Consider the following 15,138-nt stretch of genomic DNA (forward strand, 5'->3'; position numbering starts at 1 on the left):
GGTCTACACGTCCCTTCTTACAAACGTTCCTTCGTGGTTATACGAGCAGCGCGCATGCGCGGCCTGAGCCGACGTCGGGTCGACGGCGGCAACGTCGCCTGCCTCGAGTTCGTGCAGGCGCTCGGCGATGCCGGCCTCCACGCGATCGAGCAGGGCGTCGAAGTCCATGCTGCCACCCTCGCCGGGAAAGCCCTTCTTAAGCCCCGGGATGCGGCCGTCGCCGCGCTCTTCCTCGAGCAGCTCGGCACTCGCGGCGCCGCGCAGCGCCGGTTTGCCGCCCTTGGTCGAAAAATAGAGCGCCGCACGGGCATCCAGATCCAGCGCCCGGCGCATGGCCTGCGCATAGATAAGCGTCTGGGTATGGGGCGGCAGCCACCGCGGGTCGTCGATGGCGGCCTCGCCCGATTCCTCGTCGCGCACCGTGGGGTCGGCGAGTTTAAACTCCTCAACGCCCGTGCGATGCTTGTAGTCGATTACCACGGCGCGATTCTCAGCATCCACATCCACGCGGTCGATGCGCCCGCCGAGCGGCCAGCCGGCATACTCGACCTGGAGCTCGTTGAACGCAAACTCCAGGTAGCGCGGCGCGAAGGGCGCGAGCGCCTCGGACTCGTAGGCAAGAACGCCCTCCAGCTGCGGCAAAATCTCGGCCACCTGGCGCTCCTCCACCGGGGAGAGCGGCACGAGCGGGCCCTCGGTACCGCGCTTGCCCGCATGCTCGGCCAAGGTCTCGTCAAAGACCTCGCGCAGCAGCTCCTTCGCGCGTGGCAGATTCATGGGTGTCACGCGCTCCATGCCCTCCTGGGGCAGACGGGCATGCAAGTGTTCCAGCACGTCGTGGACAAAGTTGCCCTTCTCCATATTGCCAAAGCCAGCGTCGATCGACTGGGGCTTCACGCGGTACGAGACGAACCAGCATAGCGGGCAGGTCGAATAGGCCTCGATCTGCGAGGCAGACGTCAGGCGCGGCACCAGCGGCGCATCCTCGCCCTCGCCATCGCGACGACGCAGGACCAAATACGGAATGGCTTCATCGCTCAGGTGCTGAGGAGCTTCGCAGGTCACGCGCTCGCGCCTAAGACCTTCGCCTGCCGCGGGATCGAAGTCCCTTACGATATCGCCCTCACCCACACACTTCGCCTTGTCGGCGCCAACGGCCTTAGCGTCGTCAGCGGCCTTGTCGGCGTCAGCGGCCTTGTCGGCGTCAGCGGCCTTAGCATCGTTAGCGGCCTCGGCATGCGCCCGCAACTCGGTCCACACGGCCGCCGGATAGCACTCGCGCGCCTGACGATCGTGGGTCACACGGGCGAGCGTAACCGGACCACGCGACGCTTGTATCGCGCGGCCAAAGCGTGCGCGCAGCAAGGCCGCAGGCTCAAGCGTCACGCCCTCGCGACCGAGGCTCGCCGTCAGCGTTGCCAGCGGGCCCTCCTCATGTGAGAGCGGATAACTGTCCAGGTCGACGTCGGCAAACAGCACGGCATCGTAGCTATCGGGGCGCAGGGCCGCCGCATCGGCAAGCGAAGTAAAGCGAACCTGGGCACGTGGCGCACGGTCAACCTCGTAGGTCTCGTAATCGTAGGCGGTGCTACGCTTGTCCACCTTGGTGCGAATGCCATCGAGCACGGGCACGGTCGCGGCCTGCGACACGTCGAGCGCGCGAGCATCGTTCATAAGGATGTCGATCGCGTGGCGCAGCAGGGCCACCTCCGCCTGGCGACGGGCCTGGCCGTCGAGACCACCAAGCGCGCGATCTGGCAGTGCCTCGGCAACGGCAAGCATGGCCTTGAGCGCCGTCACGGGCTTGTCACGCCACAGCGCCTGGAACACGTCCGAGACCACGCACGGCACGTTCTTAAACCAGTTCTCGTCGCTCGCCGCCTTGCGCGCGCCCCTCACCTGGCCTTGGACGCTCTGCAGCAGGCTCTTAACGCCCGCGGTAGTCTTGCTGCGCGAGAGACGCATATTCTTATCGAAGGTACGGGCATTGACGGCATCAGCGCCCGAAAGCGGACTGTAAATCCAGTCGGTAAGCTCCGGCGCGGGCCACCACTCAGTCTTAGAAGCTGCCCCTTCGTCGGCGGCCTTCATACGCTCGATCAGGTTGGCGAGCGCCGTGAACTGCCTGCCCGCAATGGATTGAGAAAACGCCGTGAACTCAACTGTCTCGGCAGCGATATGACGGGCCGCCAGACGAGAGGCGAGCTCACCGAACAGCTGGGGTGCCCGGGCAGAAACAACGAGCACGCGCACGGGGTCAGCGGGCGTTGCAGTAGCTTTATCGTCCTTGGACTCCTTGTGCGTTTTCACCAACGTATCGATGGCGTCCGCATAAGCATGGGCACGGGCATGGGGGCCGGCGACCTCAATAAAGGCAGGCTGAGCGGCGGTCCCGCAAGCGGCATCAGACGCGACGGCGTCCTCCCTCAGCGGCGCGGCCTCGAACAGCACACCGCGGGCATCAAATGCCGCGGCAAGCTCCTCGCGCATCGCCGCCTGCTCGCAGGCAAGCAGTACGACGACCTCCCCCCCATTGTTCGCCACGGCAGACAGCAGCTCGAGCAGGCCGTGCGTAATCGACGTGATACCGCGCACGCATACGGCGCGGGTGCACGCCGGCAGGTTATCGGCCAGGGCATCGGCCATAATGTCAGCCGCCTCGCAGGGCTCGACCATATCTCGACGGTCCAAACCACCCGCGTAGGCACGCAAAAGCTCGAACACACGAGCCTCGGCATCGCTTTTTGGCTCAGGCTGGCAATTGTTGCCACGGCATCGCTCGGCCGTCGTCCCCGCAACGCCCGGCAACACGTCGCGGGCCATGCGCGCAAGCATGCGCACTGTGCCCTGGCTGCGCGAAAGCGGCTGCAGGTCGGCATCGTCGAGACGCGTGACCATGTCCGAGAACAGCATCTGACGCTGCAGGTTGTCGACGAAACCGCGCCCGTCGCCCAAAAGCTCCCAAAGCGAGCGAAGCCACGATGTAGGCGTTTTGTAGTCAATACCCAGCGAAATCCCGGCTTCCGCCGCATCATGGCGACACAGGTCGAGCTCGGCAAACGTTGACGCCAGAAGCACGGCACGTCCATGGCGGGCAATAAGGTCGGCAAGCAACGCCGACTCGGCATCGCTCAAATCCGTGCCGGCATTGGTGGTATAGATTCGAACAGGCATGGTCCTCCGCTCAAACTGTTCGCAATAATCAATGTATCCATCCTACCCGCCCACGCGGACAGATTTGCCCCACGCCAACAGATTTGATCCCTTGGGGACGGAGGAAAACGGATCACCGAAGGGGTCAGTCTAACCCGGTGATCCGTTTTCCTCCGTCCTTAAGGGATCAAAAAACCGCCCCCGGAGGAGCGGTTTTGCACAATTCGTTTTTGGCGCGGCCTACTCGCCATCCTCCAGCTTAATGAGGATTTTGCGGTAGCCACCGTACTCGCCGTTGAGCGCCTTGGACACACGGCTCACCGTGGTGGACGAAGCGCCGGTACGCGCCTGAACCTCAACATAGGGCTCGCCCTCGTCCAGATAACGCGCGACCTGCAGACGCTGCGATAGATCGCAAATCTCGCGCGGCGTGCAGATATCGGTCAAAAACGCTTGGATATCTTTCTCGTCGTCCAAAAGGCTAAATGCGTGGACCAGCTGCTTGACATCAGGCTTGTCAAACATGTTCTCGATATTCATCGATCACCGCCAAACCCGCCAAAAGGCATCGAAGTTGATACTGACATCGGGCATCGTTCGCCCGTTCTATGCAATAGGGCAACGCCTGTGGCTTTTGCCCGTAGCAGTTTAGCACACCACCAAACTAAAGCGACAAAACTCTCTGCCAGCGGCGCGTTTTCTAGGACGAACGCCGTTTTGAAACCGAATGCGCACGCAAGCTCCACGAATATCTGAGACAATGGGCGCCCAAACAGAGCCGTGCCCGAGCATCTGTCCGAGTTGCAAAGGCATGTGCCTCTCACGCTCCCTCACCACGCCATGCGCAAGAAAGGATTCACACCATGCGCTTTATGCTCAACTGGCTTTTGACCTCAATCGCCATCGCGATCGCAACGTTTCTCGTCCCCGGCATTCAGCCCTTCGGCATGGCCGACGCCTGGGTCTGCTTTGCCTTCGTGGGACTGTTCCTCAACATCGTCGACTCGCTCGTTAAGCCGTTCCTGACGGTCATCTCGCTGCCACTCACTATTATCACGCTTGGTATTTTTCAGCTTGTGGTCAACAGCTTTATGCTCGAGCTGGCCAGCTACCTGTCGGTCAATCTGCTGGGCGCGGGTATCTCCATCGCCAGCTTTGGATCGGCGTTTATGGGCAGCATCCTGGTATCCATCATGCGCAGCATTCTCGACAGCATCGCCAGGAACTAAAGCGACCGGATACGGGCCGCCACAACACGCCAAAACGAAGGCCGTCAATCGCAACGATGGGCGGCCTTGTCATTTGCCAAGCCTCAGAGGACAAGAAAATCTACCATTTCTGCCCCGTCCCCCAATAGCAGGTGGGGCTAGATGACGTAGTCGTAGCCCTCGTTGGGGGCAACGAGCGTATCGAGTGTCACGCCGTCGAGGTAGTCGTTGATGAGCTTGTCCAGGTTCTTCCAAACATCGAGTGTAGGACACTCATCAGATCGCGAGCAACCTTTGCAGTCGCCGTCCAGGCATGCGACCGGTGCTAGGCTACCCTCGGTCAGGCGCAGGATCTCGCCCACCGTGTACTGCTCGGGCGGGCGCGTGAGCACGTAGCCGCCGCCCTTGCCGCGCATGCCCGAGAGCATATTGGCGCGCACGAGCGTAGCCAAAATGTTCTCCAAATATTTCTCCGAAATCCCCTGACGCGCGGCGATCTCTTTGAGGGGAATGCGGCCTGCCGCCTGATGCTCGGCCAAGTCGACCATAACGCGCAGGGCATATCTGCCCTTTGTGGAAACCAACATATATATTGCTGCCTTTCGGTCTTTTAATTCGTAGAAATTCTAGCCGAAAAATTGGTTTTGAAAATACCTATTCCCGTCAAGATGGTTAATCGACTCGTAATAATCTTCTATTTCCTATTGCATTACTAGGCTTTAGTGCCTACTATGCTTGCCAACAGCAAAACGAACAACCCATAAGGTTTGTGGGTTTCGTTGCTACACACACCGTAAAACCACACGGTATCCAGTCATTTGAACACTTTGGAGGTTCACCATGAGCAATGTGTACACATCCATTGATCAGCTTATCGGCCACACTCCGCTTCTGGAGCTCACCCACTTTGAGGCCGATGAGGACCTCAAGGCCCGCGTGCTCGTCAAGCTGGAATACTTCAACCCCGCCGGATCCGTTAAAGACCGCGTCGCCAAGAACATGATTGACGAGGCCGAGAAGGCAGGCAAGCTCGTGCGTGGCGGCGACTACACCATCATCGAGCCCACGAGCGGCAACACCGGCGTCGGCATCGCCTCGGTGGCGGCCGCCCGCGGCTACAAGGTGATCATCACCATGCCCGAGACCATGTCCGTCGAGCGCCGCAAGCTGATGCAGGCATACGGTGCGCAGCTCGTGCTCACCGACGGCTCCAAAGGCATGAAGGGCGCTATCGCCAAGGCCGAAGAGTTGCAGAAGGAGACCCCCAACAGCATCATCGCCGGCCAGTTTGTGAACCCCGCGAACCCGGCCATTCACAAGGCCACGACCGGCCCCGAGATCTGGGACGACACCGACGGCAAGGTCGACATCTTCGTCGCCGGCGTCGGCACCGGCGGCACCGTGACCGGCGTGGGCGAGTTCCTCAAGGAGCAAAACCCCGAGATTCAGGTCGTCGCCGTCGAGCCCGCCACCTCCCCGGTGCTCTCTAAGGGCCAGGCCGGCCCGCACAAGATCCAGGGTATCGGTGCCGGCTTTGTGCCCGACGTCCTCGACACCCAGGTCTACGACGAGATCATCCCCGTCGAGAACGACGACGCCTTTGCCACCGGCCGCGCCGTGGGCCACAAGGAGGGCGTGCTCGTGGGCATTTCGTCCGGCGCCGCCGTGTGGGCCGCACTGCAGCTGGCCAAGCGCCCCGAGAACGAGGGCAAGACCATCGTGGCGCTGCTCGCCGACACCGGCGAGCGCTACCTGTCCACGGCACTCTTCCAGGACTAGAGCTCTCGTTCTTAGAACGAGTCCAAGGCACGCCGGTCTCCCCTCTCTTCTGGCAGCCTGAGCTCATCCCAACAGGGTGTCCCACAGGACGCCCGAACTTGCTACAATGTCTGCGGCGCGGAACCAGCCTCCCGCGCCGCTTTTCTTTTTTGGCCACATGCCACCAAGGAGAACCTCCCCATGCACAACAAGCGCGTGCTCGTCGCCATGAGCGGCGGCGTCGATTCCAGCGTGACCGCGTATCTGCTCAAAAGTCAGGGTTACGAATGTGTCGGTGCCACCATGCGCCTCACCTGCCCCGCGCCCGATCCCACCACGGGCATGAGTAAGGTCGACCGCGACATCGCCGATGCAAAGGCCGTCGCCGAGCGCCTGGGGATACCCCATCACGTGCTCGACTTGCAGCAAACCTTCGACCGCAACGTTGTCGAGCGTTTTATGAACGCCTACCAGGAGGGGCTGACGCCCAATCCGTGCATCATCTGCAACCGCCATATTAAGTTTGGCGCGTTGCTGGATGCGGCGCTGGATATGGGCTGCGACTACATCGCCACAGGCCACTATGCCAAAACGAGCCAGGCGCCCGACGGCACCTGGCAGCTGCATCGCGGCGAGGACCCCAAAAAGGACCAGAGTTACTTTTTGTATTCGCTCACGCAGGAGCGCCTGGCGCACACGATCTTTCCGCTGGCAGGCCTAGACAAAGAGCGCGACGTGCGCCGCATAGCCGCCGAGCAGGGCTTTACCAACGCCCAGAAGGCCGAAAGCGAGGACATCTGCTTTATTCCAGACGGTGACTACGCGGGCTATATCGAGCGCCGTTGCGAACATCCCGCTGCACCGGGCGACATTGTGTGGCGCGACGGCAGCGTGGTCGGGCGCCACAACGGCGCGCTGCGCTACACCATCGGCCAGCGCAAGGGCCTGGGCGTCGCGATGGCGCATCCCGTGTACGTAACGGGTGTCGACGCCGTCAACAACACCGTACATCTGGGCGAGGCAGAGGACCTGACGGCCACGGCGCTCACGGCCAACGACTGGATCTGGAGCGCCCCTGCCGACCGCATGGAGGCCGAGCTGGATGCCGGCGGCATCCGCGTGGGCGCCAAGTACCGCTACCGTCAAAAGGACCAGGCAGCAACCCTTACACGTGGCGAAGACGGGCAAATGCTGCTAACTTTTGACGAGCAACAGCGAGCCATCGCCCCCGGCCAGGCAGTCGTCGTCTACCGCGGCGACATCGTCCTGGGCGGCGGCACCGTTACGTCAGCCATCAAATAACAGCTCCCCGCCACCGCAAGTTATAGAGGACGCCCCGGCTGGCATCGCTGCAACAACCGGGGCGGCAGGCTCGATGAGCATTGTCGATGCGTCTAGCGCTGAACGTAGGCACGAACCAGCTCGTAGGTATTGCGCACGCCGTCGATGTGGCTGCGCTCGTAGTTGTGGCTCGCGTACACGCCGGGGCCGATCAGACCATGGCGAATGTCGTAGCCGGCCGAGAGCGTGGCCTCGACGTCCGAGCCGTAATGCGGGTACACGTCGATGGCGTAATCGAGCTCGAGCTCGCGCGCGATGTTGGACAGCGTGGTTACCAGGTCGTAGTTGTAGGGGCCACCCGAATCCTTAGCGCAAATCGAAACCATGCGCTCGGTGCAGCCCAGGTCGTCACCCACGCAGCCCATGTCCACGCTGATCATCTCGCGCGTGTCAGCCGGCACAAAGGCACCGCCGTGGCCGACCTCCTCGTACACCGTAAAGAGCAGCGAAACCTTGCGCGAAAGGGTCACCTCGCCGTCAGCAACGGCGCGGGCCAGACCCAGTAGAATCGACGCCGACAGTTTGTCATCCAGGAAGCGACTCTTAATGTAGCCGCTCTCCGTCACCGTGGTACGCGGATCCATAGCGATGATATCGCCCGTCTGAATACCCAGCTCAAGCACGTCGTCCTTACTGTCGACATTCTCGTCGAGCAAGATCTCCATGTTCTTCTCGATGGTTTTGACCGGCTCATCGGCCACATGCGCCGAAGGCTCGGTATTGAGGACCACACCCGTGTAGTTATTGCCATCGCGCGTATAAACGGTGCAGTTCTCGCCATCGGCCGTAGACCACTGATGCCCGCCGAGCGTCGTGGGACGCAGGCGACCATTGTCCTTGATGGAGCGCACCATAGCGCCCAGGGTATCGACATGGCTCGCCAGGACAAGCGGCTCGCCCTCACCACCAAGCTCAACCAACACGTTGCCCTTATTGGAGCGCTCGGGGCCAAAGCCCATATCGCGCAACGTTTCCATTAGATAGTCAGTAGCCGCACGGGTATAGCCCGTAGGCGAGGCAATAGAAGTCAGCGTCTTAAGCTGGTCAGTAATAAAACCAAGCGTAGAATCCATTTGGGACACCATCCACAACTCCAAAGTCAACATCCCGTAATCAGTAAAAGCCCCAACAACGATACCATCACGCACAAATATTTACCCAGCGAGATGACCCATCGAGCTCTTCCGAACAGCGCCCGCCACGACAACGAGCCGGCGGGCCCCGCCCGTTAGCCCCAGAATCTTTCCGCAGGACAGAAGGAGGCCCCGCCGCACGTAGTGCGCAGCGGGGCCTCCGACATGTCCGAGGACGATTCTGGGGCTAACGGGCGGGGCCCGCCGAACCAGGTTAAGCAGCCGGGCAGATCTTCTTGAAGAGCTCGATGACGTCGTCGAGCGTCGCCTCGCGCGGGTTGCCCGGGAAGCAGGCGTCAGCCATGGCGTCCTTGGCCAGGACCTCGATCTCGTCGGCCTTCATGGCCTCGCAGACATGCGGGATGTTCACGTCGGCGGAGAGCTGCTTGACGGCGGCGATGGCGGCGTCGGCAGCCTCGTCGGTGCTCATGCCCGTGGTGTCAACACCCATGGCAACGGCAACCTTGGCCAGGCGCTCGGCGCAAACCGGCTTGTTGAACTCCATAGCGATCGGCAGCAGCATGGCGCAAGCGACGCCGTGCGGGGTGTCGTAGTGAGCGGACAGGGTGTGAGCCATGGCGTGGTCGATGCCCAGGCCGACATTGGAGAAGCCCATGCCGGCGACATACTGGCCAAGAGCCATGCCCTCGCGGCCGGAGCCGGGCTGACCGGACTTGGCCTCGGCAACGGAGTCGCGCAGGTTCTCGCTGATCAGCTTAATAGCCTCAAAGTGGAACATGTCGGAGAGCTCCCAAGCGCCCTTGGTGGTGTAGCCCTCGATAGCGTGGGTCAGAGCGTCCATGCCGGTGGAAGCGGTCAGGCCGGCGGGCATGGAAGCCATCATGTCGGGGTCGACGACGGCGACCTCGGGGGCGTCGTTGGTATCGACGCACACGAACTTGCGGACCTTCTCGGGGTCGGTGATAACGTAGTTGATGGTCACCTCGGCAGCGGTACCGGCGGTCGTCGGCACGGCGATGGTGAACACAGCGTGGTTCTTAGTCGGAGCAACGCCCTCGAGGCTGCGGACATCGGCGAACTCGGGGTTGTTGATGATGATGCCGATAGCCTTGGCGGTGTCCATGGAGGAGCCACCACCGATGGTCACGATAGCGTCAGCCTCGGCGGCCTTAAAGGCCTCGACGCCGTCCTTGACGTTCTGGATGGTGGGGTTGGGCTTAATCTCGGAGTAGAGGCTCCAAGCAATACCGGCGGCGTCGAGCTCGTCGGTTACCTTGGCGGTAACGCCAAACTTGACCAGATCGGGGTCGGAGCAGACGAAGATCTTCTTGTAGCCACGACGCTGGAGCTCGCCGGGGATCTCCTTGATGGCGCCAGAACCATGATAAGAAATGGTGTTGAGAACGAAACGATTAGCCATTGATAGCCTCCCATCGTGTGCGGGGCGCCCATTACGCCCCACGCTATGAGTCCCATCCTAACGCTTTTGAAACAAAAAATGCATGAGAACGTCAAAAGTGTTAAAGCGTTTCAACATAATAACGGAGCCCCAGTCCTTCCCTCCCGACTGCAGCGAAGGCTAGATTATAGGAGCAATTGCCCAAAGAATACGACCAACTCAGTCTATAAATTGTTTCTGTTTTAGCAATATATGTTTGACAATACGTTTATAAAAGGATACTTTATAGTAATTAATATGCATGCAGCAAATAGTGTCATTCATTTTGTTAGAAATTGCCCATGCGGTTATTGCAGCTGCATGTACTGCAACATACAGCGTAATTCTCCGCACGAAGCAGAAGACGGTTCCAATTCAATCGAGGCGATGACGCGTGAAGGCTACTGGTCCTAAATCGAGCAAGACGGCTACAAACGAATATCGAATCTCAATTGAAGGTAACCCTTATCCGCATGCTCTGGCTCTCGTCAACCCAGCGGGAGACAACCTCAACATCAAAAGACATGGGTTCACGGGTCCACTAGGACAGCTATTGAGTCTTAAATACACCGTTTATGACGATGCAAATGAAAAGCTCTTTACTGTCGTCGACGGTGGTTTTAGTAACATGCCCAGGGTTGCGCTCATCATCGAACACAAGGAAGTTGCGGTGTTCGATTATGGCCTAAACAGACTTTAGATGAAGTGCGTAACGAACATACCGAATTACACAATAAAAGGTAACTTCCTATTTGGAGATTACGATATATTCAGTCAACGGGAAGTGAAGCTATCTTCAGTTAACGTCCTTCAATGTGATAAACAATCGTGCTTTAACATACAGGTTTTGGATAAAGCCGAATTAGCCGCCGCAATTGGAATACCCACAGCCATTGCCCTTCTGAGGGCTCGGATTGAAGAGCATCTCGAATAAATTGCAAAAAGCAGTTCGTAACAACATTCAGGAGCTAGATAGTTTTTTTCTGGCTCCTGAAGCTGTACTACATAGAGATGAAAAATAATGCGGCAAAGGGGCTGTCTCTTTGCCGCATTCGGTTACTTTCGGCAGCCCTCTTTCCAAGCCTCGGCCGCAACCTTCCAGCGAAAACGCAAGTCGCGCTCGCGGTCGATAAACATGATGGCAAACGCGACAAACAGCAGCACGCTCGCCACGACGATGGCGTGCAGGCCCATGCGCTCAATACACCAGTTGCCCAACACGGCGCCAAACACAAAGGTAAAGATCACGCCAAAGTACAGCAGGCCGTTTTCCAAAAAGCCGCGCTTGTGGGTAATGATGTAGTCGTCCACGTTTTGCAAGGCATTACGGAGGTTGCCGATACACATGGTCGTGGCGATGCCGTGTCCATGAATCTTGCGGAAGCTCTCGACCTGCATACCGCAGGCAAACGAAGTAAGGCAGTTGGCGAGCAGGTTGAAATCGCCACCGGGAATAAAACTCACGCCCAGCAAGATGACGGCTTCAAAGAACACCGTCACCTGACGCCAGTGGATCACGCTGCCAAAACGCTCGTGTACCAGGTCGGCAAGCATAATGCCCACAGCAAACGAAACCACAGGGAAGAAGTAACGCCCCGCAAGTGCCCAATTGCCCTCCGAGATGCTCACGCCCACCAGCAGGATGTTGCCCGTCTGCGCGTTGGCGAAAACATGGTCGCGCCCAATGTACGAATACACATCCATAAAGCCACCGGCGAGCGCCAAGATGATGCCCAGCTCAATGGATTCCGATATCTGTTTGGCACGCTGCATCGTCGTGCATCCTCCTTGTTGACGACTCTCTCGTGCGTTGGCGGAAACATAGCCGCCGTTCATACTGTAACCCATTGACAACATGGCGTACGCGCGAGACGGGTTCTCCAACGCGCAGATACACAGTCTGGAAACAAACGGCGGGCGCGGCACCGACACCCGAGACCTCGTGTACTCCACCAGTCTTTTTAGCCCCGTCCTAAAAAGACTGGTTACAATTACGTGCAGCATACAAACACCGGGAGGGATCGTGGCAAAAAAGCCTCAGCACGCTCAGAACAACCAGCGCAGTCAGCAGGGCAAACAGGGCCAGCAGCAAAAGCGCGGCGGTAAGGCACAGGCCACAACCGTCAAGGCGACACCCGTCCGCCCCTGGCGTCCGGGCCGCGACAAGTTCCTCCCCGTCAGCCGCGCCGACATGGATGCGCGTGGCTGGGACCAGTGCGACTTCGTCTACATCTGCGGCGACGCCTACGTGGACCATCCCAGCTTTGGCATGGCCATCGTCAGCCGCGTGCTCGACGCACACGGCTACAAAGTGGGCATTATCTGTCAGCCCGACTGGACCGATCCCGCCAGTATCACCGTGCTCGGCGAGCCGCGCCTGGGCTTTCTGGTCTCCGCCGGCAACATGGACTCCATGGTCAATCACTACTCGGTGACCAAGCATCGTCGCCACACCGATGCCTACACCCCTGGCGGTAAAGAGGGGCACCGCCCCAACCGCGCCGTCACGGTCTACGGCAACCTCATCCGCCAAACGTTCAAGGACGCGCCCATCATCATCGGCGGCATCGAGGCGAGCCTGCGTCGTCTGGCCCACTACGACTACTGGCAGGATAAGCTCAAGCGCTCGGTGCTGCTCGACTCGGGCGCCGACATCCTCATCTACGGCATGGGCGAGCACGCGATCGTCGAGATCGCCGACGCGCTCGACGCGGGCCTGCCCGTCGACCAAATCACCTATATCAACGGCACCGTCTACCGTACCAACTCGCTCGACGAGGTCTACGACTACGACCTGCTGCCCAGCTGGGACGACCTTGCCGCCGACAAGCTCAACTACGCGCGCAGCTTTAATGTGCAGCAGCAGAACATGGATCCCATCACCGGACACCGCCTGGTAGAGCCCTACCCCAACAGCGTCTATGTGGTGCAGAACCCGCCGTCGGCGACGCTCACCACCGATGAGATGGACGAGGTTGCCGAACTCCCCTACGCACGCGATTGGCATCCCGATTACGACGCGGCAGGCGGCGTGCCGGCCTTTGCCGAGATCAAGTTTTCCATCAGCTCTAACCGCGGCTGCTTTGGTGAGTGCTCGTTTTGCGCGCTGACCTTCCACCAGGGCCGCGTGCTGCAGATGCGTAGCCACGATTCGATTATGCGCGAGGCCGAGCTACTCACGCGCGACCCCGAGTTTAAGGGCTACATCAACGACGTGGGCGGACCGACGGCCAACTTTAGCCGTCCTGCCTGCGACAAACAGCTCAAGCACGGCGTGTGCAAGAACAAGCGCTGCCTGTGGCCGAGCGTGTGCAAGAACATGGTGGTCGACGAGAGCGGCTACACGCAGCTGTTGCGCGACCTGCGCCAGCTGCCAGGCGTCAAGAAGGTCTTCGTGCGCAGCGGCATCCGCTTTGACTACACCATGGCCGACGCCTCGGACGAGTTTTTGCGCGAGCTGCTGGAACACCATGTCTCGGGCCAGCTACGCGTAGCGCCCGAGCACGTGAGCGACGCGGTGCTCTCCGTGATGGGCAAGCCGAGCCGCGCCGTCTACGACGCGTTCTGCCGTAAATTTGAACGCCTGAACCGCGAATACGGACTCAAGCAGTATGTGGTGCCGTACCTAATCTCGAGCCACCCCGGTTCAACGATGAAGGAAGCCGTGGACCTTGCCGAGGCCGTGCGCGACATGGGCTACATGCCCGAGCAGGTGCAGGACTTCTACCCCACGCCGTCCACCATGTCGACCTGCATGTACTACACCGGCGTGGACCCACGCACCATGAAGCCGATCTACGTGGCACGCGACCCACACGAGAAGGCCATGCAGCGTGCGCTCATCCAATACCGCAAGCCCGAGAACTACAAGCTCGTGCGTGAGGCGCTGGAAAAAGCCGGCCGCCGCGATCTGATTGGCTACACCAAGCATTGCCTGATTCGCCCCGTGCCGCCGCGCCCGGGCGAGACATCTGCCGGCGGGGGGCATGGCACCGGCAAGAAGGGCGGCAAGGCCCACGGTGGCGTTGGCGGCGCTGGCAAGGGACCCAAAGGCAGCAAGGGGCACGGTGGCATGTCGCGTGCGCAGAACACCGCCGGGCGCAATCGCGCGGCCCAGGGGCGACAGGGCGCCAACGGCGGCGGGCGTCGCAACTAGGGCAGCGGTGCGCTCGCTGCATCCATCCCACACGCGCGGCGCAGCGACCGCATTGCCTCAACGAGGATGACGCCGGCGATGGCGACCGTAATTGCCACGTCGAACGGCGTGTTCACAAACCAGAGCAACGTCATGAGATACGACCCGGCATTAAAGGCGAAGTGCAGCAGGATCGTGTAGCGGAGCTTTCCGGTCGTCACGAGCACCCAACCAAAGATGAGGCCAGCGGCACCCGCGTAGCAACCTTGCACCCAATTCATGTGCATAAAACCGAAGATTGCCGCCTGCAGCACAATCGCCGCGGTGATACCCCACGTGCTCGGGGCCGCCCAGGGCACCATGGCGCCGTCCTGCGCACCCGCACGACGCCGGCGCTTCCAAAGTGGGCGGCACTGCGGATTAAACGCTCGAAGCGAAAACTCAAAAATAATGCCGCGTACCAGCAGCTCTTCACAAAATGGGGCGCCGAGCACCGTAGTCAGGACGGCGAGATAGCTGGTGTCGCCCATGCCTGTTTCCTCGACAAGCTCGCTGTAGTCGGCCGCAGCCTCGGGCAACAGCGACAGCACGGCGTCGGTCACGTAGCCAACGACCACCTGCAGGGCAAGGCCGATCACGATAACGCAGGCGATGCGCTTCCACGCCCCACGCGCTCCCCCGCCGAGCGGATGCGCGCATTGCCGGCGTGCCATAAACGAACGCGGCCACAGATAACGCCACCACAGCAGCGCCATTAAAAACGATGCCGTCTGCGCGACAGCCTGAAGCAATTGAATATCGAGGCCGTCAATCGAAAAGCCCATGAACACCGATGCGACGCCCAGAGCGGAGAACAAAACCACGCTCAGGGCGATATCGGCAGCGACGACGCCAAAACAGGCAAGCGCCCAAATCATCGCATTGAGCATGCCAACCTCCTCAAAACCCGGCACTTAGGGACGTTCCTTAACTGCCGGCAGAGACGATATGAGCAGGACATAAAAACATTGA

At 60.4% G+C, this 15,138-nt stretch carries 12 protein-coding genes; 5 read left to right on the plus strand and 7 right to left on the minus strand.

The window, feature by feature from the left end:
* Positions 1 to 3: 3 nt before the first annotated feature.
* Positions 4 to 3,174, minus strand: coding sequence for a PD-(D/E)XK nuclease family protein (locus DXC18_RS07940; protein WP_117583968.1), 3,171 nt, complete (start codon positions 3,172 to 3,174; stop codon positions 4 to 6).
* Positions 3,175 to 3,393: 219 nt separating this feature from the next.
* Entirely contained in the window at positions 3,394 to 3,693 is a 300-nt protein-coding gene (locus DXC18_RS07945) for a YerC/YecD family TrpR-related protein (protein WP_022094855.1), read from the minus strand.
* Between the two features lie 323 nt (positions 3,694 to 4,016).
* Between DXC18_RS07945 and DXC18_RS07950 the strand changes: the two genes are divergently transcribed.
* Positions 4,017 to 4,382 (plus strand): phage holin family protein, encoded by a 366-nt coding sequence (locus tag DXC18_RS07950; protein ID WP_117583967.1) that lies wholly within the window; start codon positions 4,017 to 4,019, stop codon positions 4,380 to 4,382.
* A 137-nt stretch (positions 4,383 to 4,519) separates the two neighbouring features.
* Here the strand turns inward: DXC18_RS07950 and DXC18_RS07955 are convergent, their stop codons facing one another.
* On the minus strand, positions 4,520 to 4,948 hold the full coding sequence (locus DXC18_RS07955; protein WP_117583966.1) for an Rrf2 family transcriptional regulator: 429 nt from the start codon (positions 4,946 to 4,948) through the stop codon (positions 4,520 to 4,522).
* 253 nt (positions 4,949 to 5,201) lie between these two features.
* Between DXC18_RS07955 and cysK the strand changes: the two genes are divergently transcribed.
* Together cysK and mnmA are read left to right on the plus strand one after the other, a co-directional pair.
* A complete protein-coding gene (gene cysK, locus DXC18_RS07960) occupies positions 5,202 to 6,140 on the plus strand; it encodes a cysteine synthase A (RefSeq protein WP_055250951.1) in 939 nt (312 codons plus the stop codon).
* 57 nt (positions 6,141 to 6,197) lie between these two features.
* Complete coding sequence (gene mnmA, locus DXC18_RS07965) at positions 6,198 to 7,421, plus strand: tRNA 2-thiouridine(34) synthase MnmA (protein WP_255413462.1); 1,224 nt, start codon at positions 6,198 to 6,200, stop codon at positions 7,419 to 7,421.
* Positions 7,422 to 7,513: 92 nt separating this feature from the next.
* Here mnmA and DXC18_RS07970 read toward each other — a convergent pair whose 3' ends face one another.
* Both DXC18_RS07970 and fucO read right to left on the minus strand, forming a co-directional pair.
* On the minus strand, positions 7,514 to 8,533 hold the full coding sequence (locus tag DXC18_RS07970) for a M42 family metallopeptidase (protein WP_117583964.1): 1,020 nt from the start codon (positions 8,531 to 8,533) through the stop codon (positions 7,514 to 7,516).
* A gap of 274 nt (positions 8,534 to 8,807) precedes the next feature.
* On the minus strand, positions 8,808 to 9,974 hold the full coding sequence (gene fucO / locus DXC18_RS07975; protein WP_022094861.1) for a lactaldehyde reductase: 1,167 nt from the start codon (positions 9,972 to 9,974) through the stop codon (positions 8,808 to 8,810).
* A gap of 412 nt (positions 9,975 to 10,386) precedes the next feature.
* Between fucO and DXC18_RS10360 the strand changes: the two genes are divergently transcribed.
* Positions 10,387 to 10,692, plus strand: a complete 306-nt coding sequence (locus DXC18_RS10360; RefSeq protein ID WP_147330264.1) for a hypothetical protein — start codon at positions 10,387 to 10,389, stop codon at positions 10,690 to 10,692.
* Between the two features lie 356 nt (positions 10,693 to 11,048).
* On the opposite strand, the gene DXC18_RS07980 is transcribed toward DXC18_RS10360, so the two are convergent.
* Positions 11,049 to 11,765, minus strand: coding sequence for a YoaK family protein (locus DXC18_RS07980; protein ID WP_089572184.1), 717 nt, complete (start codon positions 11,763 to 11,765; stop codon positions 11,049 to 11,051).
* A 250-nt stretch (positions 11,766 to 12,015) separates the two neighbouring features.
* On the opposite strand from DXC18_RS07980, the gene DXC18_RS07985 reads away from it, so the two are divergent.
* Entirely contained in the window at positions 12,016 to 14,148 is a 2,133-nt protein-coding gene (locus DXC18_RS07985; RefSeq protein ID WP_233503843.1) for a YgiQ family radical SAM protein, read from the plus strand.
* Here the strand turns inward: DXC18_RS07985 and DXC18_RS07990 are convergent.
* A complete protein-coding gene (locus tag DXC18_RS07990) occupies positions 14,145 to 15,056 on the minus strand; it encodes a CPBP family intramembrane glutamic endopeptidase (RefSeq protein WP_147329348.1) in 912 nt (303 codons plus the stop codon). The genes DXC18_RS07985 and DXC18_RS07990 overlap by 4 nt on opposite strands.
* Positions 15,057 to 15,138 lie beyond the last annotated feature (82 nt).

Origin of the sequence: Collinsella sp. OM08-14AT, assembly GCF_003438115.1 — a bacterium.
Lineage (GTDB): Bacteria > Actinomycetota > Coriobacteriia > Coriobacteriales > Coriobacteriaceae > Collinsella.

Bases quoted from the DNA above. Each gene is read 5' to 3' on its own strand.
- DXC18_RS07955 (WP_117583966.1), bottom strand. From the start codon at position 4,948: ATGTTGGTTTCCACAAAGGGCAGATATGCCCTGCGCGTTATGGTCGAC.
- DXC18_RS07990 (WP_147329348.1), bottom strand. From the start codon at position 15,056: ATGCTCAATGCGATGATTTGGGCGCTTGCCTGTTTTGGCGTCGTCGCT.
- DXC18_RS07940 (WP_117583968.1), bottom strand. From the start codon at position 3,174: ATGCCTGTTCGAATCTATACCACCAATGCCGGCACGGATTTGAGCGAT.
- fucO (WP_022094861.1), bottom strand. From the start codon at position 9,974: ATGGCTAATCGTTTCGTTCTCAACACCATTTCTTATCATGGTTCTGGC.
- DXC18_RS07950 (WP_117583967.1), top strand. From the start codon at position 4,017: ATGCGCTTTATGCTCAACTGGCTTTTGACCTCAATCGCCATCGCGATC.
- DXC18_RS07945 (WP_022094855.1), bottom strand. From the start codon at position 3,693: ATGAATATCGAGAACATGTTTGACAAGCCTGATGTCAAGCAGCTGGTC.
- DXC18_RS07970 (WP_117583964.1), bottom strand. From the start codon at position 8,533: ATGGATTCTACGCTTGGTTTTATTACTGACCAGCTTAAGACGCTGACT.
- cysK (WP_055250951.1), top strand. From the start codon at position 5,202: ATGAGCAATGTGTACACATCCATTGATCAGCTTATCGGCCACACTCCG.
- DXC18_RS07980 (WP_089572184.1), bottom strand. From the start codon at position 11,765: ATGCAGCGTGCCAAACAGATATCGGAATCCATTGAGCTGGGCATCATC.